Annotated in this window: 22 protein-coding genes; 14 read left to right on the plus strand and 8 right to left on the minus strand. The window is 64.7% G+C overall.

All coding sequences use genetic code 11. The features are described 5' to 3' along the window. Positions 1 to 2: 2 nt before the first annotated feature. The 6 genes from F3H95_RS04990 to F3H95_RS05010 are packed head-to-tail and all read left to right on the plus strand — an operon-like array spanning position 3 to position 7,351. Entirely contained in the window at positions 3 to 785 is a 783-nt protein-coding gene (locus F3H95_RS04990) for a glycoside hydrolase family 16 protein (protein ID WP_149745150.1), read from the plus strand. 36 nt (positions 786 to 821) lie between these two features. Further along, positions 822 to 2,057 (plus strand): glycosyltransferase, encoded by a 1,236-nt coding sequence (locus F3H95_RS27065; RefSeq protein ID WP_188134295.1) that lies wholly within the window; start codon positions 822 to 824, stop codon positions 2,055 to 2,057. Positions 2,058 to 2,061: 4 nt separating this feature from the next. Continuing rightward, on the plus strand, positions 2,062 to 3,060 hold the full coding sequence (locus F3H95_RS27070) for a glycosyltransferase family 2 protein (protein WP_188134296.1): 999 nt from the start codon (positions 2,062 to 2,064) through the stop codon (positions 3,058 to 3,060). Further along, entirely contained in the window at positions 3,060 to 3,992 is a 933-nt protein-coding gene (locus tag F3H95_RS05000) for a glycosyltransferase family 2 protein (RefSeq protein WP_149745593.1), read from the plus strand. Before F3H95_RS27070 ends, F3H95_RS05000 begins: the two co-directional genes overlap by 1 nt. Continuing rightward, complete coding sequence (locus F3H95_RS05005) at positions 3,989 to 4,957, plus strand: glycosyltransferase family 2 protein (RefSeq protein ID WP_149745151.1); 969 nt, start codon at positions 3,989 to 3,991, stop codon at positions 4,955 to 4,957. The genes F3H95_RS05000 and F3H95_RS05005 overlap by 4 nt, the downstream gene beginning before the upstream one ends. A 36-nt stretch (positions 4,958 to 4,993) precedes the next feature. Next, entirely contained in the window at positions 4,994 to 7,351 is a 2,358-nt protein-coding gene (locus tag F3H95_RS05010) for a Wzz/FepE/Etk N-terminal domain-containing protein (RefSeq protein ID WP_348530041.1), read from the plus strand. Between the two features lie 51 nt (positions 7,352 to 7,402). Here F3H95_RS05010 and F3H95_RS27075 read toward each other — a convergent pair whose 3' ends face one another. The 6 genes from F3H95_RS27075 to cyoA all read right to left on the minus strand — a co-directional run bounded on the left by F3H95_RS27075 (position 7,403) and on the right by cyoA (position 12,645). Then, a complete protein-coding gene (locus tag F3H95_RS27075) occupies positions 7,403 to 7,579 on the minus strand; it encodes a hypothetical protein (protein ID WP_188134297.1) in 177 nt (58 codons plus the stop codon). 91 nt (positions 7,580 to 7,670) lie between these two features. Further along, positions 7,671 to 8,345, minus strand: coding sequence for an SURF1 family protein (locus F3H95_RS05015; RefSeq protein WP_280177831.1), 675 nt, complete (start codon positions 8,343 to 8,345; stop codon positions 7,671 to 7,673). Between the two features lie 105 nt (positions 8,346 to 8,450). Beyond that, positions 8,451 to 8,858 carry a cytochrome o ubiquinol oxidase subunit IV gene (gene cyoD / locus F3H95_RS05020; RefSeq protein ID WP_143125382.1) on the minus strand — a complete coding sequence of 136 codons (408 nt, stop codon included), beginning with the start codon at positions 8,856 to 8,858 and terminating at the stop codon, positions 8,451 to 8,453. Further along, positions 8,855 to 9,475, minus strand: a complete 621-nt coding sequence (cyoC, locus tag F3H95_RS05025; RefSeq protein ID WP_143125381.1) for a cytochrome o ubiquinol oxidase subunit III — start codon at positions 9,473 to 9,475, stop codon at positions 8,855 to 8,857. Before cyoC ends, cyoD begins: the two co-directional genes overlap by 4 nt. Positions 9,476 to 9,480: 5 nt before the next feature. Beyond that, the gene (gene cyoB, locus F3H95_RS05030) at positions 9,481 to 11,487 is read right to left on the minus strand and encodes a cytochrome o ubiquinol oxidase subunit I (RefSeq protein ID WP_149745153.1); all 2,007 of its coding nucleotides are present in this window, start codon (positions 11,485 to 11,487) and stop codon (positions 9,481 to 9,483) included. A 27-nt stretch (positions 11,488 to 11,514) separates the two neighbouring features. Continuing rightward, positions 11,515 to 12,645: a ubiquinol oxidase subunit II gene (cyoA, locus tag F3H95_RS05035; protein ID WP_143125379.1), complete on the minus strand. Its 1,131-nt coding sequence runs from the start codon at positions 12,643 to 12,645 to the stop codon at positions 11,515 to 11,517. Between the two features lie 334 nt (positions 12,646 to 12,979). Between cyoA and F3H95_RS05040 the strand changes: the two genes are divergently transcribed. After that, complete coding sequence (locus F3H95_RS05040) at positions 12,980 to 14,329, plus strand: MFS transporter (RefSeq protein WP_143125378.1); 1,350 nt, start codon at positions 12,980 to 12,982, stop codon at positions 14,327 to 14,329. Between the two features lie 205 nt (positions 14,330 to 14,534). Beyond that, the gene (locus F3H95_RS05045; protein WP_149745154.1) at positions 14,535 to 15,287 is read left to right on the plus strand and encodes a hypothetical protein; all 753 of its coding nucleotides are present in this window, start codon (positions 14,535 to 14,537) and stop codon (positions 15,285 to 15,287) included. A 56-nt stretch (positions 15,288 to 15,343) separates the two neighbouring features. Here the strand turns inward: F3H95_RS05045 and F3H95_RS05050 are convergent, their stop codons facing one another. Beyond that, entirely contained in the window at positions 15,344 to 16,102 is a 759-nt protein-coding gene (locus tag F3H95_RS05050) for a ParA family protein (RefSeq protein WP_149745155.1), read from the minus strand. Between the two features lie 354 nt (positions 16,103 to 16,456). Here F3H95_RS05050 and treZ point away from each other — a divergent pair, with 354 nt between their 5' ends. Next, positions 16,457 to 18,229 carry a malto-oligosyltrehalose trehalohydrolase gene (gene treZ / locus F3H95_RS05055; protein ID WP_244617890.1) on the plus strand — a complete coding sequence of 591 codons (1,773 nt, stop codon included), beginning with the start codon at positions 16,457 to 16,459 and terminating at the stop codon, positions 18,227 to 18,229. Beyond that, the gene (gene malQ, locus F3H95_RS05060) at positions 18,222 to 20,075 is read left to right on the plus strand and encodes a 4-alpha-glucanotransferase (protein ID WP_149745157.1); all 1,854 of its coding nucleotides are present in this window, start codon (positions 18,222 to 18,224) and stop codon (positions 20,073 to 20,075) included. The genes treZ and malQ overlap by 8 nt, the downstream gene beginning before the upstream one ends. A 67-nt stretch (positions 20,076 to 20,142) precedes the next feature. Here malQ and cysG read toward each other — a convergent pair whose 3' ends face one another. Continuing rightward, the gene (gene cysG, locus F3H95_RS05065) at positions 20,143 to 21,627 is read right to left on the minus strand and encodes a siroheme synthase CysG (RefSeq protein WP_149745595.1); all 1,485 of its coding nucleotides are present in this window, start codon (positions 21,625 to 21,627) and stop codon (positions 20,143 to 20,145) included. Positions 21,628 to 22,007: 380 nt separating this feature from the next. On the opposite strand from cysG, the gene F3H95_RS05070 reads away from it, so the two are divergent. The 4 genes from F3H95_RS05070 to F3H95_RS05085 are packed head-to-tail and all read left to right on the plus strand — an operon-like array spanning position 22,008 to position 26,078. Beyond that, positions 22,008 to 23,054, plus strand: coding sequence for a LacI family DNA-binding transcriptional regulator (locus F3H95_RS05070; RefSeq protein ID WP_143125400.1), 1,047 nt, complete (start codon positions 22,008 to 22,010; stop codon positions 23,052 to 23,054). Further along, entirely contained in the window at positions 23,051 to 23,374 is a 324-nt protein-coding gene (locus F3H95_RS05075) for a hypothetical protein (RefSeq protein ID WP_143125373.1), read from the plus strand. Before F3H95_RS05070 ends, F3H95_RS05075 begins: the two co-directional genes overlap by 4 nt. Then, positions 23,374 to 24,300, plus strand: coding sequence for a nucleoside hydrolase (locus tag F3H95_RS05080; protein WP_149745158.1), 927 nt, complete (start codon positions 23,374 to 23,376; stop codon positions 24,298 to 24,300). Before F3H95_RS05075 ends, F3H95_RS05080 begins: the two co-directional genes overlap by 1 nt. After that, positions 24,297 to 26,078, plus strand: coding sequence for an adenine deaminase C-terminal domain-containing protein (locus F3H95_RS05085; protein WP_149745159.1), 1,782 nt, complete (start codon positions 24,297 to 24,299; stop codon positions 26,076 to 26,078). Before F3H95_RS05080 ends, F3H95_RS05085 begins: the two co-directional genes overlap by 4 nt. The last annotated feature ends 134 nt before the right edge of the window (positions 26,079 to 26,212 follow it).

Genomic DNA, 26,212 nt, shown 5'->3' on the forward strand with positions numbered 1-26,212 from the left:
CCATGACCGGCAAGATCCTGATCCGCCCGTTCGTCCTTGCCGCCATCGGTGCAGCGGTGCTGGCCGCAGCACCGGCTTCGGCGCAGTCCCTCGGCCCCTCCTTCGTGGAAAAGTTCGACCGGCTGGATACGTCCTTCTGGTATGTGTCCGACGGCTGGAACAATGGCCCGCACCAGAACTGCACCTGGTCCAAGGGACAGGTGAAGGTCGAGGGCGGCCTGCTGACGCTCGGGCTGGAGCGCCAGCAGGTGGGCGACCGCGCCTATGTCTGCGGCGAGATCCAGACCCGCCAGCGCTATGGTTACGGCACCTATGAGATCCGCATGAAGGCCGGTACCGGAACCGGGCTGAACTCCGCCTTCTTCTCCTATATCGGTCCGACCGACAAGCAGCCGCATGACGAGATCGACTTCGAGGTGCTCGGTAAGAACACCGGCGAGGTGCAGCTCAACCAGTATATTTCCGCCAAGGGCGGCAATGAGAAGCTGGTGCCGGTCGCCGGCGGAGCCGACAAGGGTTTCAACGATTATGCCTTCATCTGGGAGCGCAACCGGCTGCGCTATTTCGTCAATGGCCGGCTGGTGCATGAGGTGACGGACCCGGCAAAGATCCCCAGTCATCCGCAGAAGATCTTCGCCAGCCTCTGGGGCAGCGACACGCTGAAGGACTGGATGGGCACCTTCGCCTATTCCGGCCCGGTGACGATGCAGGTGGAACGCATCGCCTTCACCGCGCTCGGCGAGGGCTGCCGTTTTCAGGGCTCCGTGCTCTGCGCGCAAGACTGAGCCGCATCTCGCGGCTTCGTCAGACAGCATGCCGGCATGTCCGCAATCGCGCGGCAACAGGAGTTCGACGACGTGACGTTGCAGATCCTTTATCTCGCCCATGATCTCTCCGATCCGGCCATCCGCCGACGGGTGACCATGCTGAAGGCCGGAGGCGCGCAGCTGACGGTGGCGGGTTTTGTGCGTGACGAGAACCGGCTGGCCGGTGAGACCGGGATCGATCTTCGCGTGCTGGGCCGCACCGCCGACGGGCGGCTTGGCCAGCGCATCGCAGCGGTGGCGAAGGCGAAATTTTCCCTGTCGCAGGTGCTGAAGAATATCGCGCCGCCGGATGTCATCCTTGCCCGCAATCTCGAAACACTGGCTTTGTCGGGCACGGCCGCCCGCCTGTTCGGCGGCGATGTGCCGGTCGTCTACGAATGCCTCGACATTCACCGTCTGCTGCTTGACCGCGGTGTGAAGGGGCGGGTGCTGCGGGCCGCCGAAGGCCGCTTCGGCCGGGAGGCGGCGATGCTCGTCACCAGTTCGCCGGCCTTCGTCGAAAACTACTTCCGGCCGCTGTCGCATCTCCACCTGCCGGTCCTGCTTCTGGAAAACAAGGTGCTCGATCTCGATGGTCACATGGCGGAGGCAGCGCCGGAACCGAAGCGGCCGGCGCCCGGCGAAGCTTGGCGGATCGGCTGGTTCGGCGCCATCCGCTGCCGCAAGACCTGGGAGATTCTGAGCCGGCTTGCCGAAGAGATGCGAGGATGCGTCGAGATCGTCATCCGCGGGCGCGTCTCGCCGAAGGAGTTTCCCGATTTTGCGGCCATGGTCGAAAAGGCGCCGCATGTGACCTTTCACGGTACCTATCGCAATCCGGAGGATCTCGCCGCCATCTATCGCGATGTGCATTTCGCCTGGGCGATCGATTTCTTCGAGGAAGGTTTGAATTCCGAATGGCTTCTGCCGAACCGGCTATACGAGGCCTCGCTGCACGGGGCGGTGCCGATCGCGCTCGCCCGCACCGAGACGGGGCGTTTCCTCGCCGCCCGCGGTCTCGGCCTGTTGCTCACTGATGCCGATCCGCAAACACTTGGCGCCCTGCTGACGGCGCTTCCCGCCGAAACCTATGCCACGCTGCAGCAGACCCTGGCCGGCGTGGAGCGCCGCCAGTGGATCACCACGCGGGCCGACTGCGAGGCGCTGGTGCGCCAGTTGACGGTGCTCTCGCCGCGGGCGCGCCGCGCCGCCGATCATGCCCTTTCTCACCCCCTGCCAGCGGAAGGTTGATCGCATGACGATGGAAACACCCGCCGAAATGAAGGTTCTTCTGGTCATCCCCTGCCTCAACGAGGCTGCCCATATCGAGACGCTGGTGCGGCAGCTGAGCGCCGGTCGCGGCAATCACGACATGCTGATCGTGGTGGCCGATGGCGGCAGCACGGATGGCACGCGGGCGATCGTCCAGCGCCTTGCAGAGGAGATCGACGGGCTCGTGCTTCTCGACAATCCGCGCCGCATCCAGAGCGCGGCCGTCAATCTTGCCGCCCTGCGCTACGGCGAGGGGCGCGATTATCTGATCCGTGTGGATGCGCATGGCGACTACCCACCGGACTATTGCCAGGTGCTGTTGCAGGAGGCGGTCGATACCGGCGCCGATTCCGTCGTGGTCGGCATGAAGACCGTCGGCTTCGGCGCCTTTCAGAAGGCAACGGCGGTGGCACAGAATTCGAAACTCGGCAATGGCGGCGCCAAGCACCGGGCCGGCGCGGACGGCCACTGGATCGACCACGGCCATCACGCGCTGATGCGGCTTGCGGCATTCCGCGCCATCGGTGGCTATGACGAGGGCTTCACCCACAACGAGGATGCGGAGCTTGACGTGCGCCTGCGCCGCGCCGGCTTCCGCATCTGGATGACCGGCCGCACCTTCATGACCTATTATCCGCGCTCCAGGCCGCTCGCTTTGTTCCGGCAGTACATGGGCTATGGCCGCGGCCGCGCCCGCAATCTCCTGAAGCACGGCATGCGGCCGAAACTGCGTCAGGCACTGCCGCTTGCGGTGGTGCCGGTGGCCATCGGTGCCCTGCTGGCCGTCGTTCATTGGGCGGCCGCCGTTCCGCTTCTGGTCTGGGCCGGCCTTTGTCTCGCCTACGGTTTCTGGCTGGCCCTTGCCGAGCGCAATCCGCACGGGCCGCTTGCCGCCGTCTCGGCCATGATCATGCATTTCGCCTGGTCGGCCGGCTTCTGGCAGGAAGTGATCGGCTCCCGCTTCCGGAGGGCCGCCGCATGATGGCCGGGCCCGATCCGTCTCTCGTCTATGTCGATATCGGCATCTGCACCTTCCGCCGGCCGGAACTGGAGGACACGCTGCTGTCGCTTTTTGCGCAGGTGGTGCCGGCCGGCACGCGGCTGCGCCTGATCGTTGCCGACAACGATGCGGTGCCAAGCGCGAAGGCGCGGGTCGAGGCGCTGCGCGCGCGTTCTCCCTTCACGATCTTCTATGTGCATTGCCCGAAGGCGAACATCTCTATTGCCCGCAATGCCTGCCTTGCGGCAAGCGACGCGGACTATCTCGCCTTCATCGACGATGACGAGACGGCCTCGCCGGAATGGCTGTCCGAACTGCTGGCGACCGCCTTTTCCACCGGGGCCGATGCGGTGCTGGGCCCGGTCGATGCCGTCTATGACGAGACGGCGCCCGCCTGGATGAAGACCGGCGATTTCCATTCCACCCGTCCCGTCTGGGTCGATAAGGTCATCCGCACCGGCTATACCTGCAACGTGCTGCTTGATCTCAGAAGCCCGCGTCTCGAAAGCCGGCGCTTTGACCTGTCGCTCGGCCAGAGCGGCGGCGAGGATACGCAGTTCTTCTCCGCGCTGACCGCCGAGGGTGGCACCATCGCCTTTGCCGAACGCGCGCTGCTGCGGGAGCCGGTGCCGGAAAAACGTGCGCGCTTCGGCTGGCTTTTGAAGCGGCGCTTCCGCTCTGGCCAGACGCATGGCCGCATTCTCGGCGCGCGCCGCTCCGCCCCCGGGCGGCTGATGCATGCATCCATTGCTGCGGCCAAGGCTGGCGTCTGCGGCCTCGGCGCGATCGGCTCCCTGTTTTCCCCGGTTGCTCGCAACCGCTATGCCCTGCGCGGCGCCCTGCATGTCGGGGCCGTCAGCGGCGTGTTGGGACTGCGGGAAATCCGCCAGTATGGACAGATGGAGGCTGCATGAGCGAGGCGCCCGTGCCGGATGTGAGCTTCGTGATTGCCGCCTACAATGCGCGCGAGACGATCGGCCGCGCCATCGACAGCGCGCTGGCCCAGACCGGCATCACGCTGGAAGTGGTCGTCGTCGACGATTGCTCGAGCGACGGCACGGCAGAACTGGTGCGCTATTTCGGCGATCCGCGCGTGCGGCTGGTCGAGATGGCGCAGAATGGCGGGCCGGGTGCCGCCCGCAATGCCGGCATCGATGCCGCACTCGGCCGCTGGATCGCCGTGCTGGATTCCGATGACGAGGTGCGCCCGGAGCGTTCCGCCGCGATGATCGCGGCGGCGGCGCGTCTCGGGGCCGAGATTGTGGTGGACAATCTCGATGTCGCAAAGCCCGGCGAGCCCGTGGTCACCATGTTTGCGCGTGAGGATCTTCAGCAGCGCCCCCTGCTGACGCTGGCGGACTTCATCGGCTCCAACGTGATTTTCCGCTCCACCTTCAACTTCGGCTACATGAAGCCGATGTTTTCGCGCGCGTTCCTGAACGAACAGGGGCTGCGTTTCGATCCGTCCTTGCGGATCGGCGAAGATTATCTGCTGCTGGCCTCGGCGCTCGCTTCGGGCGGTCGCTGCGCCGTCGAACCGGGCGTCGGCTACATCTATCACATTCGCGAAGGATCGATCTCGCGCGTGCTGGAGCCCCGGCATGTCGAGGCGATGATCGCCGCCGATCGCGGCTTTGTCGCGCGTTTCCCGCTGGAGGGCGAGGCCCGTCGCGCCCAGGCGCGCCGCACCCGCAGCCTCATCGAGGCCGGCGCCTTCCTGATGCTGGTCGAGCATATCAAGCAGCGGTCGCTTTCGGGATGTCTCGGGGTTGCGGTGCGCCATCCGGCCGCGCTGCGCCATTTGAAAATGCCGATCGCGGCGCGTCTGCGCCGTTTCTTCGTTTCCAATTCACGTCGTCCCGCCCGGGCGTCGTTCTGATCATCCCCTCGGATCGAGGGACGTTAAGGGATCTTCATGATGGATCATGTCAATCTGCGCACGGCGACGTTCCCGGCGGCCAATCGGGACCAGGATTCCTTCATCGATCTGGACCGGCTGACAAGCGCGCTGATGCGCCACCTGCGGCTGATCGGCCTCTGTGTGGCGGTGGCCGTGCTGCTGGGCGGCACCTATCTCGTCTTCACGCCGCCCACCTATACGGCGCTGACGCAGATGCTGATCGACGAGAACCTGTCGCGCTATGGCGAGCAGGAGGACAACAGCCAGTCGGCACAGCAGACGGACAACCGGCTGTCGAGTGCCGTTGAAATCCTGAAGTCGAAGGCGCTGGCGCTGCGGGTGGTGGATGATCTGAAGCTGCAGGACAATCAGCTGTTTCTCGATCCGCCACAGTCGCCGATCGGTCTCCTGAAGGGTAGCGTGAAAAGCCTGGTGAGCCTGGTCAAGCCGGCAGAAGCGCCCGTGTCCGAGACGGATGCGCGCAATGGCCGGCGCGAAAAGGCCGCCGCCATCCTGCAGGAATCCCTCGACGTCAACCGTGTCGGCCGTAGCTCCGTCATCGCCATTGCCGTGCAGTCGCCCGATCCGCTGCTCTCGGCCCGGCTCGCCAAGTCCTATGCCGCGGCCTATCTGTCCGAACAGCTGAGTGCCAATTTTGACGCGACCGAACGGGCCTCGAACTGGCTGCAGGAGCGGTTGAACGACCTCAACCAGCGCTCCCAGGAGGCAGCCCTTGCCGTCGAACAGTACAAGATCAAGCATGGGCTGATCTCGCCGCGCGGCGAACTTCTGTCCTCTCAGCAGCTCTCCGACCTGACCAGCCAGCTGATCGTGGCGCAGGCCGATACGGCAACCGCCTCGGCCCGCTACAATCAGTACAAGGCGATCCTCGATCAGGGGCCGCAGGCTGCCGTCAACAATGCGCTCGTCTCCTCCACGGAGACCGACAATTCCGTCATCAAGGATCTGCGCCGCCGCTATCAGGCCGCGCAGGAGCGCGAGCGTGCCGTGGTGGAACAGTTCGGTGCCGATCATCCGCAGGCCAAGCTGCTGGAGGGCCAGAAGAACGATCTCGCCCAGCAGATCTTTCGCGAGTTGCAGCAGATGACCTCCGGCTTCCGCAACGATTACGAGGTGGCAAGCTCGCGTGAAAAATCGCTGCGCGACAGCATCGACCATGTGGCCGGCAACAATTCGCAGGCCAATGTCTCGCTGGTGGAACTGCGGGAGCTGGAGCAGAAGGCCAATTCGCTGAAGGCCACCTACCAGACCTACCTCGACCGTTTCGAACAGGCGACGCAGCAGCAGTCCTTCCCGATTGCCAAGGCGCGCGTGATCTCGGAGGCAGGGGTGCCCACCGCGCCCTCCAGCCCGAAGAAGACCCTGACCATGGCGCTCTCCGTTGTGCTGGGACTCTTCATCGGCGGCGGCATCGCGACCGTGCTGGAGCTGAAGGAGCGCGCCTTCCGGCTGGGGCACGACGTGCGCGCACGCCTCGGCATGCGTTTTCTCGGCTATCTGCCGCGGGTGCGCTCCGCTGCGGCGGAAGCGGCGGCCGCGCGCGGCAAGAAGAAGAAGGGGACGGGCGAGCCGGATGGCGCCGATCCCGGTTATGACGCGGCGGGGGATGCCAAGCGCTTTGCCCGTCGCCTGACGCGTGTGGCTGCGGAGCATCCGCGCTCCGCCTTTGCCGAGACGCTGCGCAATGCCAAGCTTGCCTGCGACGTGGCACTGCCGAACCGCGAATGCCGTGTCATCGCCGTGGTTTCGGCGCTGTCGGGTGAGGGCAAGTCGACGGTGGCCGCCAATCTCGCCATCCTGCTCGGCGCGCTCAACAAGCGCACGCTGCTGCTCGATGCCGATCCGACGCAGGGCGGCTCCAGCATCGTGCTGGGAACCGATGCCACCCATGGACTGATGGATGTGCTGCGCGGCGAGGTGCCGTGGACGAGCGCCATCACGGTCGATACCAAGGCCAAGCTGGCGGTGATGCCCTTCTTTGCGCGCGGCGAGACCCAGCCGCATGCCAGCGAGCTTCTGGCTTCGCCGGAAATGGGGCGCCTGATGGAGACGGTCAGCAGCCGCTTCGACTATATCGTCGTGGATCTGGCGCCGCTGGTGCCGACCATCGATGCCAAGGCCTTCGCGCCCTTCGTGGATGCCTATGTCTTTGTGGCGGAATGGGGGGCGACGCCAGTCAAGCTGGTGCAGGGGCTTATGGAGGCGGAGCCGGTGCTCGCGGCCAAGACCGTCGGCGTGATCCTCAACAAGACGGACATGGACCTTCTGCCGCGCTATTCCGATCCCGGCGCGGCCGAACGCTTCCGCAACCGCAGCCTCGCCTACCATACGGATGAGCCGGTGACCCTGTGATGCGCCAGCCGGGGCTGGTCGATGCGACCGGCCCCGCTGCTGCGAGCGGCGTTACGGCGTCGAGGCGACCGAGCCGTAGATCACCACGAACAGATACATGGCGAAGGCGCCCAGCGCAAAAAGGATGAAGAAGGTCACGATGCCGCGTCCGCCGCGCTGCTTGCGGCGGCGGTGCGTAGGGCTGTCGCCCGGCGTGGTAATGGGATCGTTTGCGGGGTCCTTGATCATGATGCCTGCCTTTCCTGTCTGTGCCTAACGGCAGAGGACACCGGGAGTTCCGCCAGGCGATGCGCCGGAAAACGCAGGGGATGGACGGCCGTCAGGCGCTGCGGCGCTGGCGCAGCAGATAGACGAAAGCGCCGGCCGACATGGCCGCCAGCGCGTACCAGGTCAGCGCATAGACCAGATGGCTGTTGCGGAAGGTCACCACGGTCAGCCCGCCGACCGGATAGCCGCCGGCGTTCGGCGTCTTGTCGGCATCGATGAAATAGGGGGCAATGTTCGCGACGCCGCGCGCTGCGGCAATCGCCGCGACATCGCGGGAATACCAGCGATTGCCGGCGGGATCGTTGGCGCGCAGGAAGCCGCCGCCGGGTTCGGTAAGGCGAAGCAGGCCCGTGACCTTCGTCTCGCCGTTGATCTCGCCCGCCGCGCGGCTGGCCGCCTCGCGCTTTTCCGCCGGCACGAAGCCGCGATTGATCAGGATCGTGCCGCGATCGGCGGTCTGAAGCGGCGTCAGCACCCAGAAGCCGGGACCAAGGTCCGTTACGGCCTGGACGAGGGTTTCCCGGTCGTTGAGAAAGGTGCCGGTTGCGGTGACGTGGCGGTATTCGTCGCTCTCGACGGTGATGCGCGGCCAGTCTGCGGGGGTCGGCACGATGACCGGTTCGGCGTGAACCCTTGCATCGACGCGGGCAATCAGGTCGAGCTTCCAGAACAGGCGCTGCACCTGCCAGGTGCCGAGCGACAGAAAAACGAGAACGAGGCCCGCCATCACGAGGGCAAAGGCCGTAGGGCGCTTTGCGGCTGTGGGGCGGACCTCGTTCGTCATGTCGTGCAATCCTCGAAGGGGCGGCCGCAGAGGCCGCCCGTCCTGCCGTCAGGGCATGTTCTTCATCATTTCGGGGTTCATCGGCATCATGTTGGTGTTCAGATGATGCATGACCCAGAGCGAGCCGGAGAGCGCGATGACGACGATGATGATCGTGAAGATCAGCGCCAGCATCGTCCAGCCGCCTTCCGACTTGGAGTTCATGTGCAGGAAGTAGATCATGTGCACCACGATCTGCACGACGGCGAGCGCCATGATGATCGTGGCCGTCAGGGCCTTGCTGTCCAGCACATTGCCCATCACCAGCCAGAACGGAATGGCGGTGAGGATGACCGACAGGATGAAGCCGGTCACGTAGCTCCCGAAGGTGCCGTGGGCGGCCTCGTGGCCGTGGCTGTGCCCGTGATGCGTGTTATGGGCGCTTTCATGCGCCGGCGCGTGCGGTTGCGAACTCATCCGAGCACTCCGATCAGGTAAACGAGGGAGAAGACGCCGATCCAGACCACGTCGAGGAAGTGCCAGAACATGGAGAGGCACATCAGGCGACGGCGGTTGGCTTCGATGAGGCCGTACTTCGACACCTGCACCATCAGCGTCACGAGCCAGATGCTGCCGAAGGTGACGTGCAGACCGTGCGTGCCGACCAGGGTGAAGAAGGCCGAGAGGAAGGCGGACCGCTGCGGGCCGGCACCTTCATGGATCAGGTGGTGGAATTCGTAGAGTTCGATCCCGAGGAAGGCGAGGCCGAACAGCAGGGTCAGCACCAGCCAGCCCAGCGTGCCGCCCTTGTCGCCCTTTTCCATCCGCAGCATGGCGAAGCCATAGGTGATGGAGGAGAACAGCAGCATGGCGGTGTTGATCGCCACAAGCTGGAGGTCGAACAGGTCGGCGGGGGAGGGGCCGGCCGCATAGCTGCGGCCGAGCACGGCGTAGGTTGCAAAGAGGACTGCAAACATCAGGCAGTCGCTCATCAGGTAGATCCAGAAGCCCAGCATGGTGCTGTTTTCCGGATGGTGTTCTTCCGTCAGGTAGAAGGTCGGCTTTTCGGCCGAAACGGCTTGGGTGTCACTCATGTTGATCAGGCCTGTTCCGCAAGCTGCTTGGTCCGGGCGGCCTCCGTCGCAACGACGGTTTCTGCCGGGATATAGTAATCGCGCTTGTAGTTGAAGGTGTGTGCGATGGAGACGACCAGGATCGCGATGAACGACAGGGCAGCCAGCCACCACATGTACCAGATCATGCCGAAGGCAAACCCCACGCTCAGAGCCGACAGGATTACGCCGGTGCCGGTGTTCTTCGGCATGTGGATCGGCTTGAAGCCTTCCAGCGGACGCACGTAACCGCGCTTCTTCATGTCGTACCAGCTGTCATGGTCATGCACGACGGGCGTGAAGGCGAAGTTGTATTCCGGCGGCGGCGAAGACGTCGACCATTCCAGCGTGCGGGCATTCCACGGATCGCCTGTCGTGTCGCGCAGCTCTTCGCGCTTGAAGAAGCTGACGACCAGCTGGATGATGAAGGAGCCGATGCCGAGCGCGATCAGGACTGCGCCAAAGGCGGCAATCACGAACCAGATCTGCAGCGAGGGATCCTCGAAATGGTTGACGCGGCGGGTCACGCCCATCAGGCCGAGCACGTAGAGCGGCATGAAGGCGAAGTAGAAGCCGACGAGCCAGAACCAGAAGGACATCTTGCCCCAGAACGGATCGAGCTTGTAGCCGAAGGCCTTCGGGAACCAGAAGTTGACGCCGGCGAGCAGGCCGAACACCACGCCGCCGATGATCACGTTGTGGAAGTGGGCGATCAGGAACAGCGAGTTGTGCAGCACGAAGTCGGCCGGCGGAACGGCGAGCATCACGCCGGTCATGCCGCCGATGACGAAGGTCACCATGAAGCCGATCGTCCAGTACATCGGCACTTCATAGCGGATGCGGCCGCGATACATGGTGAACAGCCAGTTGAACATCTTGGCACCCGTCGGGATCGAGATGATCATCGTGGTGATGCCGAAGAAGGCGTTGACGCTGGCGCCCGAACCCATGGTGAAGAAGTGGTGCAGCCACACCAGGTAGGACAGGATGGTGATGACGACGGTGGCATAGACCATCGAGGCGTAGCCGAACAGGCGCTTGCCGGAGAAGGTCGACACGATTTCCGAGAAGATGCCGAAGGCCGGCAGGATGAGGATGTAGACTTCCGGGTGGCCCCAGATCCAGATGAGGTTGACATACATCATCGGGTTGCCGCCGAGGTCGTTGGTGAAGAAGTTCGTGCCAACGTAGCGGTCAAGGGTGAGCAGGACGAGGGTTGCCGTCAGGATCGGGAAGGAGGCGACGATCAGCACGTTGGTGCAGAGCGAGGTCCAGGTGAAGATCGGCATCTTCATCATGGTCATGCCCGGTGCGCGCATCTTCACGATGGTGGCGATCAGGTTGATGCCCGACAGCGTCGTGCCGACACCGGCCACCTGCAGGCCCCAGATGTAGTAATCGACCCCGACCCCCGGCGAGTAGTCCGCGCCCGACAGCGGCGGGTAGGCGAGCCAGCCCGTGCGGGCGAATTCGCCGACGAACAGCGACAGCATGATGATGACGGCGCCGGCCGCGGTCATCCAGAACGAGAAGTTGTTCAGGAAGGGGAAGGAGACGTCGCGCGCACCGATCTGCAGCGGCACCACGAAGTTCATCACGCCGGTGACGATCGGCATGGCGAAGAAGAAGATCATGATCACGCCGTGGGCGGTGAAGACCTGATCGTAGTGGTGCGGCGGAAGATAGCCTTCGTTGGCGCCGAAGGCGATCGCCTGCTGCGTGCGCATCATCAGGGCGTCGGCAAAGCCGCGCAGCAGCATGATGAGCGACAGGATCACGTACATGATGCCGATCTTCTTGTGATCGACGCTCGTGAACCACTCCTTCCAGAGATAACCCCAGAGGCGGAAGTAGGTGAGGGCGCCCAGCACGGCGATACCGCCGACGCACACGCCGAGGAAGGTGACCAGGATGATCGGCTCATGGGTGAAAGCCAGCGAATCCCAGGATAACCGTCCGAAGATGAATTCCATCAGGTTTGTATTCGTGAACATGGTTGTTTCCAGTCCGTATCAGCCGCGTTACGGCTTGGGGTTTGTGTTCAGCTGGTCGGGCGCCGCGCCGTGGCCGTCATGGCCTGCGTCGCCTGCGGCCGCGGGCGCATTCACGCCTTCGGCTTCCTGACCCTGCTTGGCACCGTGGCCTGTGGCCGGGTACGTTGCGCCGGGGCCCGCTTCCGCGGCCCAGCGAGTATCGTATTCGAGACGCTTGCGGTTCTCCTCGCTGTCGACGCCGGCACCCCCCATCTTGTCGATGTGCATCATCTCGTTGGCGCACATCTGACCCGGCTGGACACACAGGTTCAGGATGGCGTCATAGAGACCGTTCTCGACAGTGGCGTAGTAGGTGACCGGTACGCGACTGCTCGGGCGCTCCAGCTTCAGATACGCATCGCGGTTGAGAGCGGATCCCTGGCTCTTCACGCGGCTGACCCAGTCGCCGAACGCAGCGTTGCTCAGCCCGTGGAACTTGAAGCGCATGCCGGAGAAGCCGTCGCCGCTGTAGTTTGCGGAAAAGCCTTCGTAGACGCCTTCCTTGTTCATGACCGCGTGCAGCTTGGTCTGCATGCCGGGCATGGCGTAGATCTGACCGGCAAGGGCGGGAATGTAGAAGGAATTCATCACGGTCGAGCCGGTGATCTTGAACTCGATCGGGGTATCGATCGGGGCTGCGATCTCGTTGACCGTCGCGATGCCCTGTTCCGGATAGAGGAACAGCCACTTCCAGTCGAGCGCCACCACTTCGATGGTGATCGGCTTGGTCTCGGCGGTCACGGGACGCTTGGAATCGATCCGGTCGAGCGGCCGGTAAGGATCGAGCTGGTGGGTGCTGACCCAGGTCACGGCGCCGAGCGCGATAATGATCGCCAGCGGCGCCGACCAGATCACCACTTCGAGCCGGGTGGAATGATGCCATTCCGGATCGTACTTGGCCGTCGTGTTGGAGCGCCGGTAGTGCCACGCGAAATACAGCGTGAGGCAGATCACCGGCACGATGATCAGGAGCATCAGGGCGACCGAGACGAGGATCAGGTCGCGCTGCTGCATGGCAATGTCGCCGGACGGCGACATCACGACGAGATTACAGCCCGACAGGGCCAGGGGTAGGGTCAGGGCACTAAGCCGGCGAATGAGCGTCATCAACCGTGGCATCTTTCAGTTCGAAATTTGCGTTTTGTCTACTTGCGACTAAAGCACTAGCTGCGTGCTCCCTATGAGGTCTTTCGTCGCAGTGCAAAACATTTTCGTGCAGTGCACGCGGAACTCACAGGGCGAGAGGCTGTTTTAGGGGCCGCGCACTGAACAATCGCCTAACGAGCAAGCCGGCTCGTTACGAGATGGTAAACGAGGACCATTACACGGCGTTAACACGCCGGGATTGCGGCAGAATTTGGAACCTACCGCATTTGGTACTTGATAACGGCCAAATATGCATCATCCTCTTTTGTGGGGAGGCGACTATTCGCCGCATAGGAGGAGTGCATTCATGACTACAGCAGCAGGCAATCCGACATCATCCGACTTCGAGCGCGATGCCCAGCGCATGCATGACGACAAGCCGCTGTCGCCCGGCAGCATTGCCATTGGCGTCATCATCGGCCGCATGTCGGAATTCTTCGACTTTTTCGTCTATGGCATCGCATCGGTGCTGGTCTTCCCCTATCTGGTCTTCACCTTTGCCGGAGACCCGGTAACGGCAACGCTGATGTCTTTCGCCGTGTTTTCCCTGGCCTTTCTGGCGCGACCTGTGGGGTCGCTGTTCTTTATGTGGATCGATCGCACCTACGGGCGCGGCACCAAGCTGACCATCGCACTGTTCCTGCTCGGCGGTTCGACGGCGTCGCTCGCCTTCCTTCCGGGCTATGAAACCATCGGCGTGTGGTCGGTGGCGCTTCTGGCGCTGTTTCGCCTGGGCCAGGGCTTTGCGCTGGGCGGCGCCTGGGATGGCATGGCCTCGCTTCTTGCGCTCAACGCCCCGAAGCAGCATCGCGGCTGGTATGCCATGATGCCGCAGCTGGGCGCCCCCTTCGGCTTTGCGCTGGCAAGCGCCCTGTTCGGTTATTTCTATTCCAGCCTGACCCCGCAGGATTTTCTCACCTGGGGCTGGCGCTATCCCTTCTTCGTGGCCTTCGCGATCAATGTCGTGGCGCTGTTTGCCCGCCTGCGCATCGTCGGCAGCCGCGAATTCGGCGAGCTGTTCGAAAGCCATGAACTGCGTCCCCGCACCGTTTCCGAAACGATCAGCGTCCATGGTCGCGACATCCTGCTCGGCGCCTTCGTGCCGCTGGCAAGCTTTGCGATGTTCCACCTCGTCACGATCTTTCCGCTGAGCTGGGTCACGCTGCATGGTGGCCAGTCGCCGGGTGAATTCCTGTTCGTTCAGATCATCGGCGCCATGGTCGGCCTCTGCGCGGTCGTGGTGTCCGGTGCACTGGCGGATCGCATCGGTCGGCGCAAGCAGCTGATGGTCGGAGCCGTCATCATCGCGATCTTCAGCTTCTCCGCCCCCTTCCTGCTCGACGCTGGCGGTCGCGGTCAGGATGCCTACATCATCATCGGCTTCGGCATTCTCGGCCTTTCCTTCGGTCAGGCCTCCGGCGCGGTTTCCTCGCGTTTTGGCCAGCAGTATCGCTATACAGGTTCGGCGCTCACCTCGGATCTCGCCTGGCTTGTGGGCGCGGGCTTTGCACCGCTGGTGGCGCTCGGTCTTGCCAGCAAGTTCGGCATCGTCTTCATCGGCGGCTATCTGATCTCGGGCGCGATCTGTACGCTCGCCGCATTGACGCTGAGCCGCATTCTGGATGCCGCCGAACACCAGGCGCCGTCGCAGCGCTGAGGAACGCTGATCCGGCTCCGCGAACCGCTTGCCTGTCCGGTCTGCCGTCTCCCCGGGCGGACCGAGGCAACCGATAGCCATAGAACCCCCGGCCGGCGCCCTGCTGGCCGGGTTTTTCTTTGCTCTTCGCGATTCTGCGGCGGCAGTTGAAGATCCCCCTCGGGCATGGCACGGCTGAGAGGATCAACAGGGGAGATTCGTCCGCGTGAGCGACCATTGGCACGACACAGAGATTTCAAACGCTGCGGCCGTCTTGCTCGCGGCCATCCGCAATCGGACGACCGTCGGGCGCGACACGGTGGCCGTCTCCGGCGAGGCTGAAGGCTACGCCGTGCAGTCGGCCCTGGCCGGGGCGCTCGGGCTCGTGACGCCGCCTGGCTACAAGCTTTCGCTGCGTACGGATGTCATCCTCGCCGCCCCGTTGCTTTTCGTGCGCGAAGCCCCGCAGGCTGAGCATGAACCCGGTATCAAGGTCGAGATCGAACTGGCGCTGACGCTGTCCGAGGATCTGCCGCCACGGGACGAAGCCTATCGTCGCGAGGATGTGCTCGACGCCATCGGCAGCGTCGCGATCGGCGTGGAACTGGTGCGCAGCCGTTATGTCGATGGTCCGCGCGACAGCCTTGCACATCTTCTCGCCGATGGCATGAGCAATGTCGGCTATCTGGTCGGTCCGATGCTCGACCGCGACCTTCTGGCGCCGGGCGCCGACCTTGGCCCGTTGCTGCTGACCAATGAAGGCACCGTGCTGTTTGAGGATGCCGCCCGGCATCCCGATGGCGATCCGCTGGCTGCCGTGCTGGTGGCGGCCAATGCCGGCCTGCCCATGGGCGGATATCTGCGCAAGGGGCAGGTTGTGACGACGGGCACGCTGTCCGGCGCACCGGTCATTCCCGCGCCCTCCCGCTTCACCGTGGAACTCGGCGGGCAGGTGTTGACGGTCACGCTCTCGGCCTGACACGTGGAAGGCGCCCGCATCGCTACGGGCGCCTGGGAGGTCCGCCGGGCGGTGGATCAGGCAGCCTTGCGCTGCTTGGCGGATTCTGTTTTCGGGGCCTTTGTCGCCTTGGCCTTGGCGCCATCCGCCTTGGCCGTCTTCGCCTTTGCAAGCTTCATGGGAACCAGCGACATGACTTCCTCGGCAAACAGGCGGGCATTTTCCTGGGCCTTGTCGAGATTGCTGACGCGCTCGGCTTCCATGGTGTGCAGCGTGCCGCCTGTGACGAACATGTCGCGATAGGCGGCGCGTTCGATGAGGGCGGTTTCCAGCACATGCACCTGCTGTTCGGCGAGCAGCGCCTTGACGGCCATCAGCGCGCGCGTGGTGATGATCGAGTTGATGCGGGTCAGTACGACGGAATGGGCAATCCGGATGTCACACTGGGCGGCCAGTTCCCGGAGGATCTCCAGCACCTGCGCGGCGCCGGCGGCATCCATGGCGCATCCCTGAACGGGGATCATGACCCGTTCTGACAGGCCGATGGACTTGGCAAGAAGTGGCGTCACACCGCCGGCAACGTCGATGATGACATAGTCCATCTTCTTGCCGAGTGTCTTCACCTCCTGCTCGATGGTCTTTTCCGACACATTCGAGACGACGGTGAAATTGGCCGGCTTTTCCGACAGGCGGTGCCAGCGGGTGATCCACTGCTGCGGATCGGTGTCGAGAAGCGCAACGCGCAGGCCGCGCTGCGCAAGTTCTGCTGCCAGAACGAGAGCAACCGTGGTTTTACCGGCTCCTCCCTTTGTATTTGCAAACGTAATTGTGGGCATAGCTTGACCTCGAGATGACAATATTGGGAATCATCCTGCGCGAGGGCGCTCTCGTCTTTGCTCGTTCTTTTGTGGGTGACAGGCTTTGCTCAGAGATGATGCGCAATCATTGTTCACGAAGCTTGCGTGACGCTGGTGTCGGCGCCCAAAAGCCCGCATTTCCGGGCTTTTTAGCGAAACGGCAGACTGCGCGCCGGCGGGGCGGGTGCGCTATCGTCTTATGGTCGTTGCGGTTTTTTGACTGTAACGAAAGGCTGCATTTGGCTGTTGCATGGGTGCATTGGGTCGCCTGCGAAACTTTTCCGATGGATGACCGTTCTAACCGGACTTTCCTCCGTCAGAAGGCTTTCCTGCGTGAGCGACTTCCAGTTTGGTCCGGTTCCCGGCCCGTCCGGCACCCTGTTTCGGCTCTGGGCTCCCCTCCAGGCGCGTATCGATCTTGAGATCGAGGGACGCGCACCCCTGCCGATGGAGCGCACCGATGATGGCTGGCACCGTCTGCACGTTGCAGAGGCCGGTTCGGGGACCCTTTATGCCTTCCGCCTGCCGGATGGGCTTCTGGTGCCGGACCCCGCGTCCCGCCATCAGCCGCGTGATGTGCATGGCCCGAGCGAAGTGGTGGATCTGGCCGCCATTCCCCGCCCGCAGGCAGGCTGGTGCGGGCGCCCGCTGGAAGAACTGGTGTTCTACGAGCTGCATGTCGGCACCTTCACGCCGCAGGGCACGTTCCGTGCGGCGATCGACCGGCTGGACCATCTCCGCGATCTCGGCGTCACCGCCCTGCAGATCATGCCGATTGCCGATTTTCCCGGTCGCTGGGGGTGGGGGTATGACGGCGTGCTGCCCTATGCGCCGGAAAGCCGTTATGGCCGGCCGGAAGACCTGATGGCGTTGATCGATGCTGCCCATGAACGCGGGCTCTGCGTTCTGCTCGATGTCGTCTACAACCACTTTGGACCGGACGGAAACTACCTGCCGGCCTATGCGCCGATCTTCACCGACCGGCATCGCACCCCCTGGGGCAATGGCGTCAACTACGACGATGCCGGCTCCCGGCCGGTGCGCGACTTCGTCATCGAGAACGCCATGTCGTGGATCCGGGATTTCCGCTTGGATGGCCTGCGGCTCGATGCGGTTCATGCCATCAGGGACGACAGCGGGGAGCATCTGCTGCACGAACTGGCGCGACGGGTGCGGGCGGCAGCTGGCGATCGTCCCGTGCATCTGATCGTCGAGAACGAGGACAATAGCAGCGACCTGCTGGCGCGCGGCGGGGATGGGTGCCCGGTTTTGTTCTCCGCCCAGTGGAACGACGACATCCATCATGTGCTGCATGTGGCGGCAACGGGCGAGACCTTCGGCTATTACGCCGATTTCGCCGAGGGAGTAGCCAGCATCGGGCGGGCCCTGGCGGAAGGGTTTGTCTTCCAGGGCGAGCACATGGCCTATCGCGGCGAAGCACGCGGCCAGCCGAGCGCGCTCCTGCCGCCGAGCGCTTTCATCTCCTTCATCCAGAACCACGACCAGATCGGCAACCGGGCGCTGGGCGACCGGATGATCGCGTCCGCTTCCCTGCAGGCCATCAGGGCGGTCACCGCCGTCTATCTGCTGGCGCCGCAACTGCCGATGCTGTTCATGGGTGAGGAATGGGGTGCGCGCGAGCCCTTTCCCTTCTTCTGCGATTTCAACGAGGAGCTGAACGAAAAGGTGCGCCAGGGCCGGCGCGAAGAACTGTCCCGCCTGCCGGGCTTCGATAGCGATGATCTGCCCGATCCGACCGCCGAGGCAACCTTCCGCAGCGCGAAGCTTGACTGGACCTGCCTGGCGGACGAGGCGGGACAGGAGATGCTGGACTTTTACCGAACGCTGCTTGCGCTGCGCCACCGGCGGATCGTGCCGCTGCTGGCGGGTGCCGGCCCGCAGTCTGGCCGCTTCGAGGTGGATGGACAAGGCCTTCTGGTCGAGTGGAGCCTTTCGGGTTGCCGCTTGCAATTGCAGGCGAACCTCGGCGATTCTACAACCCGTGTACCCTTGGTGGCCACGGGGGAGGTGCTTTTCCGCGTTGGTCACATTGACGCCGGGGATGCCGCCCCCTGGTCCCTGATCTGGAGTCTTGCCGATGGTTGAGCCTGGCCGTTTTGACCCCCACAATCGACAGCGCGCTGGCGTGCCGCTGGATGGCCTGGCACGCCAGCACGGCATTGCCTTCACCCGGCCCGAACCCGATGGCACGGAGGTGCCGATTTCGAGCGATACCAAGCGCAAGATCCTGTCGGCGCTGAACGTGAGGCTTGACGATACGTCCGCCCCTGCCATGTCTGCATGCTACCTGCCTCCGCTTCTGTCCGGTGAGCGGGTCTGGGGCCTGACGCTGCAGCTGTACGAACTCCGCTCCGGCCGCAACTGGGGCATCGGAGATTTCGCGGATCTTGTCGAAATCTGTCATCTGGCGGGCAAATGGGGGGCGGATTTCATCGGCCTGAACCCGCTGCACGCCCCCTTTCTCGCGGATCCCGCCCGTTGCAGCCCCTATGAACCGTCCAGCCGACGCTGGTTCAATCCGCTCTATATCGCTATCGATCAGTTGCCTGGCTACACAGTGTCGCTTGACCTGCTGGCGGATCTGGAAGTGCTGCGCGCGAGCGCGCTGGTGGAGTATCCGGCCGTCGCTGCCCTGAAATTGCGTGAACTGCGCCGCTTCTGGCGCGAATGGCGTGACGGTGGCGGCAGCGTCTATACGCCGGCCTGCTTCGATGCCTTCTGCCGGCAGGGTGGCGAGAGCCTGAGGCTGCATGCCCTGTTCGAGACGATCTCGCTCGATATGGTGGCACGCGGATATTCCGCCGGCTGGCGCGGCTGGCCGCAGGACATGCAGGATGCGAAAGGCCCGGCCGTGCAGGCCTTTGCCCAGTCCCGACAGGACGAGATCGAGTTTCACATGTTCCTGCAATGGCTCGTGCATGTGCAGCTGTCGGATGTCGTGGGGGCGGCCGAACGGGCGGGCCTGCGCATAGGCCTCTATCTTGACCTTGCCGTGGGCGAGGCGTTGGATGGTTCGGCAACCTGGAGCGAGCCGCAGATCTATCTGTCTTCCGCCAGTATCGGCGGCCCCCCGGACCCCTGGGCCGTCGACGGCCAGGACTGGCGGCTGGCAGCCTTCCTGCCCTCTGCCATCGCGGCGGGCGATGAGCCGCCCTATCGCCGCATGCTGGAGGCTGCCATGCGCTATGCCGGCGCCGTGCGTATCGATCATGCCGCGGCGCTTGGGCGCCTCTTTCTCGTGCCCTTCGACAGCACGCCCGCCGAGGGTGCCTATGTCGATTATCCGAAGGAGGCGCTGCTGCAGGTGCTTTCCGAGGCCTCGCACGATCATCAGTGCCTGGTGATTGGCGAGGATCTCGGCAACCTGCCGCCGGGCCTGAGGGAGGATCTCGCCCGCGCCAACCTGCTCTCCTATCGGATCTTCTCCTATGAGCGGGACGATACAGGTTTTACACCAGCGCACACCTATCCGGCGCTATCGCTTGCCTGCATTTCCACCCATGATCACCAGACGCTGGGCGGCTGGTGGGCTGGTGCAGACATCACCGCCCGCGCCGACCATGGACTTGTGCCACAGGCTGTGGCCGATCGGGATCTTATCCAGAGGGAAACGGAGCGCGCCGACCTGGTGCGTCTGCTCGGGTCGGAGAAGCTGACGGCGCCAGCGCCGGACACGTCGTCTCTTGCCGGTTCCGATCTCGACGGCCTGATCCTTTCGCTGCATCGCCTGATGGCGCGTACCCCCTCCATGCTTCTTGGTGTCAGGCTGGCAGATCTGACCAAGGAGCCCGAGCCCACCAATATTCCCGGCACCAGCGACAGCCACCCCAATTGGCGGCGCAGGCTTTCGGTCGCGCTGGAAGATCTCGAGGAGTTGTCGCTGGTGGCCGAGGTCACGGCGGCGCTGCGGGCGGAGCGGCCGCGGGGGTAGGGCCACTGGTTAGGGCTGGAGGTGGAAGCTCTTTCTTCGACCGCGGCGACCCGCCTTGCCCGAGCCCTTATCCGGCGCGGGCGACAGCACTCTCCGTGTCCGGCAGGTTGGACGTCTCCGTCTCGACCTTCGCCTTGATGAACGCATCGCCGATCCCGAGCAGCACGGGATTGTCATAGCCGATCTCGGCCATGGCATCAGGCATGGCGGAGAGGGGGCCGGCCCAGCGGCGTTCCTCCGCGCGGGCAATCGAGCTTACGATGACGGCGGGGGTGGAGGGGCTCATGCCGTGACCGGTCAGCTTGACGGCAATGGCGCCAGCGGTTCGTCCGCCCATGTAGAACACGGTGGTCACGCTGGCATCGGCAAGTTTTGCCCAGTCGAGATCGGCGGGTAGTTCGCCCTTGCGCGAATGGCCGGTGACGAAGCGCACCGATTGCGCATGGTCGCGATGGGTGAGCGATACGCCGAGCCGCGCTGCCATGGCCGTTGCCGCCGTAACGCCCGGTACGATTTCCACCGGGATGCCCTCGCGCTCCAGGCTTTCGATCTCCTCGCCCGCACGGCCGAAGATCATCGGGTCGCCGGATTTGAGGCGCACCACGCGTTTGCCGCTCCTGGCGAGCGCGATCATCGTGGCGTTGATATCTTCCTGCTTGCAGCTCTCGCGGCCGCCGCGTTTGCCGACCAGCATGCGCTTGGCTTCGCGGCGGGCCAGCTCCAGCACATCGGCGGAAACCAGATCGTCGAACAGGATGACATCGGCCGCCTGCAATGCCCGCACGGCCTTCAGCGTCAGAAGCTCGGCATCGCCGGGGCCGGCGCCGACCAGCGTGACGCGTCCTTCGCCGCTCGCTTCCACCGCCTGCGCGATCGATTCGGCATCCTTCACCAGCTGCTCGGCAATGCCGTCCGCCGGCGCCTCGCGGAAGACGCGGTCGACGAAGCGTTCCCAGAAGCTGCGCCGCTCGGTGCCGGGATTCAGGCGCGCATTGATCGCCTCGCGGATGCTCTGGGCAATTTCGGCCCAGGGTTTCAGCGCCGGCGGCAGCAGGGTTTCGATGCGCCGGCGGATCGCCTGTGCCAGAATGGGGGCAGCGCCATCGGTGGAAATGGCAATCACCACCGGCGAACGGTTGACGATGGAGCCGAACTGGAACTGGCAGAAGGCCGGCTTGTCGATGACATTGACCGGCACGCCCGCTGCCCGGGCCGCGCAATAAAAGGCCTTGGCCTCCTCGTCGGTCTCGCAATCGCCGAGCGCCAGCGCCGCCGTGCCGAAGATGCCGACATGCCAGGGATGGTCATGGTGAACGATGCCGGGGCGGACCGCAGCCTCTTCGGCCGGACGTGCGGCCCGTTCTGCAGCATGGGTTTCGATCAGGCCGCGCATCACCTCGCCGAGGTGATCGGCGGGACAGAAGACATGCACGGTCGCGCCGCAGGCAATGAGCAGTTCCGCCTTCCAGGCCGCGCCGTCCGAACCGCCGGCCAGCACCACCCGCTTGCCGTCGAGGCCGAAGAATACCGGCAGCTTCGCCAGCGGCTCCATGCGCGCCGGCGCTGTGCGGCCGGACGCTGTGCGGCGGCTGTCACGGGGTGCGGTCTGCTCGGCGTTCATCGGTGGCTCCGGTTCGGTCTGTTTGAAGGGCTTTGCGCGGCGCCCCTGGTCCCTCGCTCGCGGCCATACGGGTCTGCCGGCTGCGCAACATAACTCGAAAGTGCCATCGGCTGGCCTTTCCTCGCAAGAAATAATGCTGCGAAAACCCTGTAACTCTTGGAAAATCACTTCCGCTTGTGCGGTTTCGGTCGCGCTGACGCTGGGGTGATACGCTACGGGCTCCGGTCGGACTGTGCCATGGAACGAAAGGCTCTCGACAGGCAATTCGCTTCAGAGTATCGATTAAACGATTAATCAACGCATCCACCATGATGAAGAGCGAGAAGCCCAACCTGTCCGCGATTGCCCATACGCTCGGCGTATCGGTGGCGACCGTCTCCAACGCGCTGTCCGGCAAGGGGCGTGTCTCGACGGAGCTTGCCGAACGCATCCGCGACACCGCCCGCAGCCTTGGCTATGTGCCGAGCGTGGCGGGGCGCGCCCTGCGTACCGGCCGCACCGGCGTTCTGGGTCTCGTCCTGCCGGATATCGCCAATCCGCTGTTTCCGCAGATCGCCCAGGCCATCGAGCAAGCGGCATCCTCTGCCGGCTATGGCGTGCTGATCGGGGATTCGCGGGGTGCCGTGGAGCAGCAGACGCAGGCAATCCTGCGCCTCATCGATCGCGGTGTGGATGGCATCATCGTCATCCCGCGCCGGGGCACCCGCATTTCGGATATTGGCTGTCCCGTGGCCGTCATCGATACGCCCGCGACCCCCGGCAATACGGTGGCCTCCGATCACTGGGGCGGCGGCGAAGAAATGGGCCGGCATCTTCGGGAACTCGGGCACGAGCGCGTTCTCATTCTCGGCGGCAGCCCCCTGTCCAATGTCCAGTCGGACCGGATCGGCGGGTTGCGCGCCGGCCTTGGCTCAAGCGTGCGGGCAGAGGTGCTGTGGCTGGAACAGCATGCCGAGACGCACGGCGCGGATGCACCGCTCGGCCTTGCGGCGATGGTGAAGGACGGGGTGACGGCCTTTGCCGGGCTCTCGGATCTGACCGCCGTGCGCGCGCTGACGGAACTGCAAGCGGCCGGCATTGCCGTACCTGAGGCTGCCAGCGTCACCGGCTTTGATGACCTCATATGGTCCTCGGTCATCACGCCGTCGCTGACGACGCTGCGCATGGACATGGCGGAAATCGCCCGCCAGGCGGTGCAGGCGCTGGTGGCTGTGATCGCAGGTCTGCCGCAGGGGCGGGTGACGGCGCTGGGCACGGTTGTGGCCGATAGCAACAGTGTTCCGATGATGCTGATGTTGCGGCAATCCTCCGGCCCGCGTGCGGTTGATAACCGAAACGTTGAGGGAGATGAAGCATGAGGCTTTCCGTTGCGGGGCGCGTGATCGCGCCGCGGATCGCGGCCCGCCGACGCTGGAATTTTGCAAAGCTGTGCGCCGGCCCTATTTCTGCCTTCCTTGCAGCCTTTGATGGCCAAGATGGATGGCCGTTCCAATCAGTGTGCCATCCGGAAGCCCCAGACATGCGAATTGCCATCACCGGCCATGTTCCGAAAGCGGCGGAACGGGTCCGGCGGCCGCGCGTGGTGACCCTGGTCCCAGGTCCTTTCCAGGACATTGCGCGCGGCAAATTCGCCTTTGGTGTCACGTATAGCCCCGCATCTTTGGTGGAGGCAGCGTGATGAGTGTCTGGATCGATACCGACATGGGTTTCGATGATATCGCGGCGATCCTGGTGGTTGCCCATCGCGGGCCGCCCATCGCCGGTGTCTCGCTGGTGTTCGGCAATGCCGGTCTGCAACAGGTGGAACGCAATGCGGCCGGCGCGCAGGACGCGTTCGGCTGGACGTTCCCGCTCCATCGGGGACGCGCGTCCCCGGTCCTTGGCCGTCTGGAGACGGCAACAGGCATCCTCGGTGATCATGGAATGCCCTCGGCCGGCGCCCGCCTGCCGGAGGTGCCCGTGGTCCTGCACGCCGGGGATGCTTTCTCTTCCCTCTGCGCCTGGCTGGAGAATGGCGATGCGGAGCACCGCATCCTGGCGCTCGGCCCGCTGACCAATCTGGCCGCCCTGGCGCTTGCCCGGCCGGACCTTGCTGCCCGCATCACCGATCTCGTCTGGATGGGCGGCGGCGTGACGAGCGGAAATCACACGGCGTCCGCGGAATTCAACGCCTTTGCCGATCCGGAGGCACTCGCCATCGTGCTGGCGCATGGTCTGCCGCTGCGCATGGTCGATCTCGATCTCTGCCGCAAGGTGCTCGCAGCACCCGCCGACGTGCAGCCGGTGCGCGGGGCAGGCGGTCGCAACAGCGCGCTGCTCGCCGATCTGCTCTCCGGCTTCATCGATATCGCCGTCAGCCGCGGCCGCAGCGCCATGTCGCTTTATGATGCCGTGGCCGCCGTCGCCTTCCTGCGTAAGGATCTGGTGACCTGGCGCGATGTGCGGCTTGATGCGGAACTGACCGGCACCCATACGCGTGGCCGCACCGTGGTGGAAACCCGCCCCGGCCGCGCACCCTTCAATGCCGCCTGCGCCATCGACATTGCCGTCGAGCAGGCGCGCGACATCATTCTCGACGTTCTCAAAAGCGAAGCTGCCCGATGACCCGCCCCTTCGAACTCTTCGACCTCAACCTGCCGGAACTGCGCCTGCGCGCCGTGCAGGCGGCCCGCGGCGAGGTGCCCTTCGATCTGCTGCTGCGGGGCGGCGTCGTGGTCGATGTGGTGACGGGCGAATTGCGGGCCGCCGATGTCGGCATCGTCGGGCCGCTGATTGCCAGCGTCCACGCGCCGGGTTCGCGTCTCGACAGCGCCTCCACCATCAATGCCGCCGGCGCCTTCATCGCGCCCGGCCTCATCGACACGCACATGCATATCGAAAGCTCCATGGTGACGCCGGCCGCCTATGCGCAGGCCGTGGTGCCGCGGGGCGTGACGACGGTGGTGTGGGATCCGCACGAATTCGGCAATGTGCTGGGCCTTGCCGGCGTGAACTGGGCAGCCGATGCGGTGATCGACCTGCCGCTGCGCGTCATTCTGCTCGCCCCGTCCTCGGTGCCTTCGGCGCCGGGGCTGGAGCGTGCCGGCGCCGAATTCGGTCCCGATGTGCTGGCCGATCTGCTGGCGCGGCCGGATATCGCCGGCATCGCCGAAATGATGAACATGCGCGGCATCATCGAGGGTGATCCGCGCATGGCGGACATCATCCAGGCGGGGCTTGAAACGGGCAAGCTGGTCTGCGGCCATGCGCGTAGCCTGACCGGCTCCGACCTGCAGGCCTTCGTCACGGCAGGCGTCAGCTCTGACCATGAACTGGTGTCCGGCGATGATCTCATGGAGAAGCTTCGCGCCGGTCTGGCGATCGAGCTGCGCGGCAGCCACGACCACCTGCTGCCGGATTTCGTCGCCGCGCTGGAACGGCTCGGCCATCTGCCGCAGACGGTGACGCTCTGCACCGACGACGTGTTTCCCGACGACCTGCAGAATGGCGGCGGGCTCGATGACGTGGTGCGGCGGCTGGTGGGCTATGGCATGCGACCCGAATGGGCGCTGCAGGCGGCCACGCTGAACGGCTCACGCCGTCTTGGCCGCCCCGATCTCGGGCTTGTCGCGCCCGGCCGCCGGGCCGATCTCGTGCTGTTCGAGGATCTCTCCCGCTTCGAGGCCCGTCGCGTTCTCGTCTCCGGCCGCGAGGTTGCCGCCGGCGGCGCGCTGCTGGCTCCGCCGGCCGCCACAGAAACCGTGACGCTGACCGGCACGATGAAGCTCTCGCCGCTCTCGCCGGACGATTTTCGTGTCGCATCGACGGGACATGCGGCGCGCGTTGCAACGATCGACCAGCCCCGCTTCACCCGCTGGGGCGAGGCCGAGACCGCTGTGCGCGATGGTTTCGTCGTGCCGCCCGACGGTGCCACGCTGATTGCCGTCGTGCATCGCCACGGTCTCATCGCCGCAAGGCCGCGCGTCGGCTTCCTCACCGGCTGGGGCAACTGGCGCGGCGCCTTTGCCACCACCGTCTCGCATGACAGCCATAACCTGACCGTGTTCGGGCAGGATCCAGTCGACATGGCTGCAGCCGCCAATGCGGTGATTGCGGCCGGTGGCGGCCTTGCGGTTGCCTCGGGCGGCGCCGTGCAAGCCCTCCTGCCACTGCCGCTGGCCGGGCTTGTCGCGGATGGGAGCGTGGCGGAAGCCTCGGCCGGCTTTGCCGCCATTCGGGAAGCGATGGATCGCATTGTCGATTGGCAACCACCCTATCTGGTGTTCAAGGCCTGCTTCGGAGCGACGCTTGCCTGCAATGCCGGTCCGCACCAGACCGATCTTGGTATTGCCGATGTCACCACGGGGCGGCTTCTCGAAACGCCGGTGCTCGCCAGCTGGTGAAGCTGACAGGATGACGCATTTGTGACGAATTTGTCGCAGTTGATTCTGCTCAAAGCGTGCGTCATTCCTTGTCGCTAATTATGGGCTTCAGATATGGGATGCGTCGCCGGATGGTGCGCAGAGACAAGAAGGGC

The sequence above is a fragment of the Rhizobium sp. RU35A genome, from assembly GCF_900156005.1.
Lineage (GTDB): Bacteria > Pseudomonadota > Alphaproteobacteria > Rhizobiales > Rhizobiaceae > Neorhizobium > Neorhizobium straminoryzae.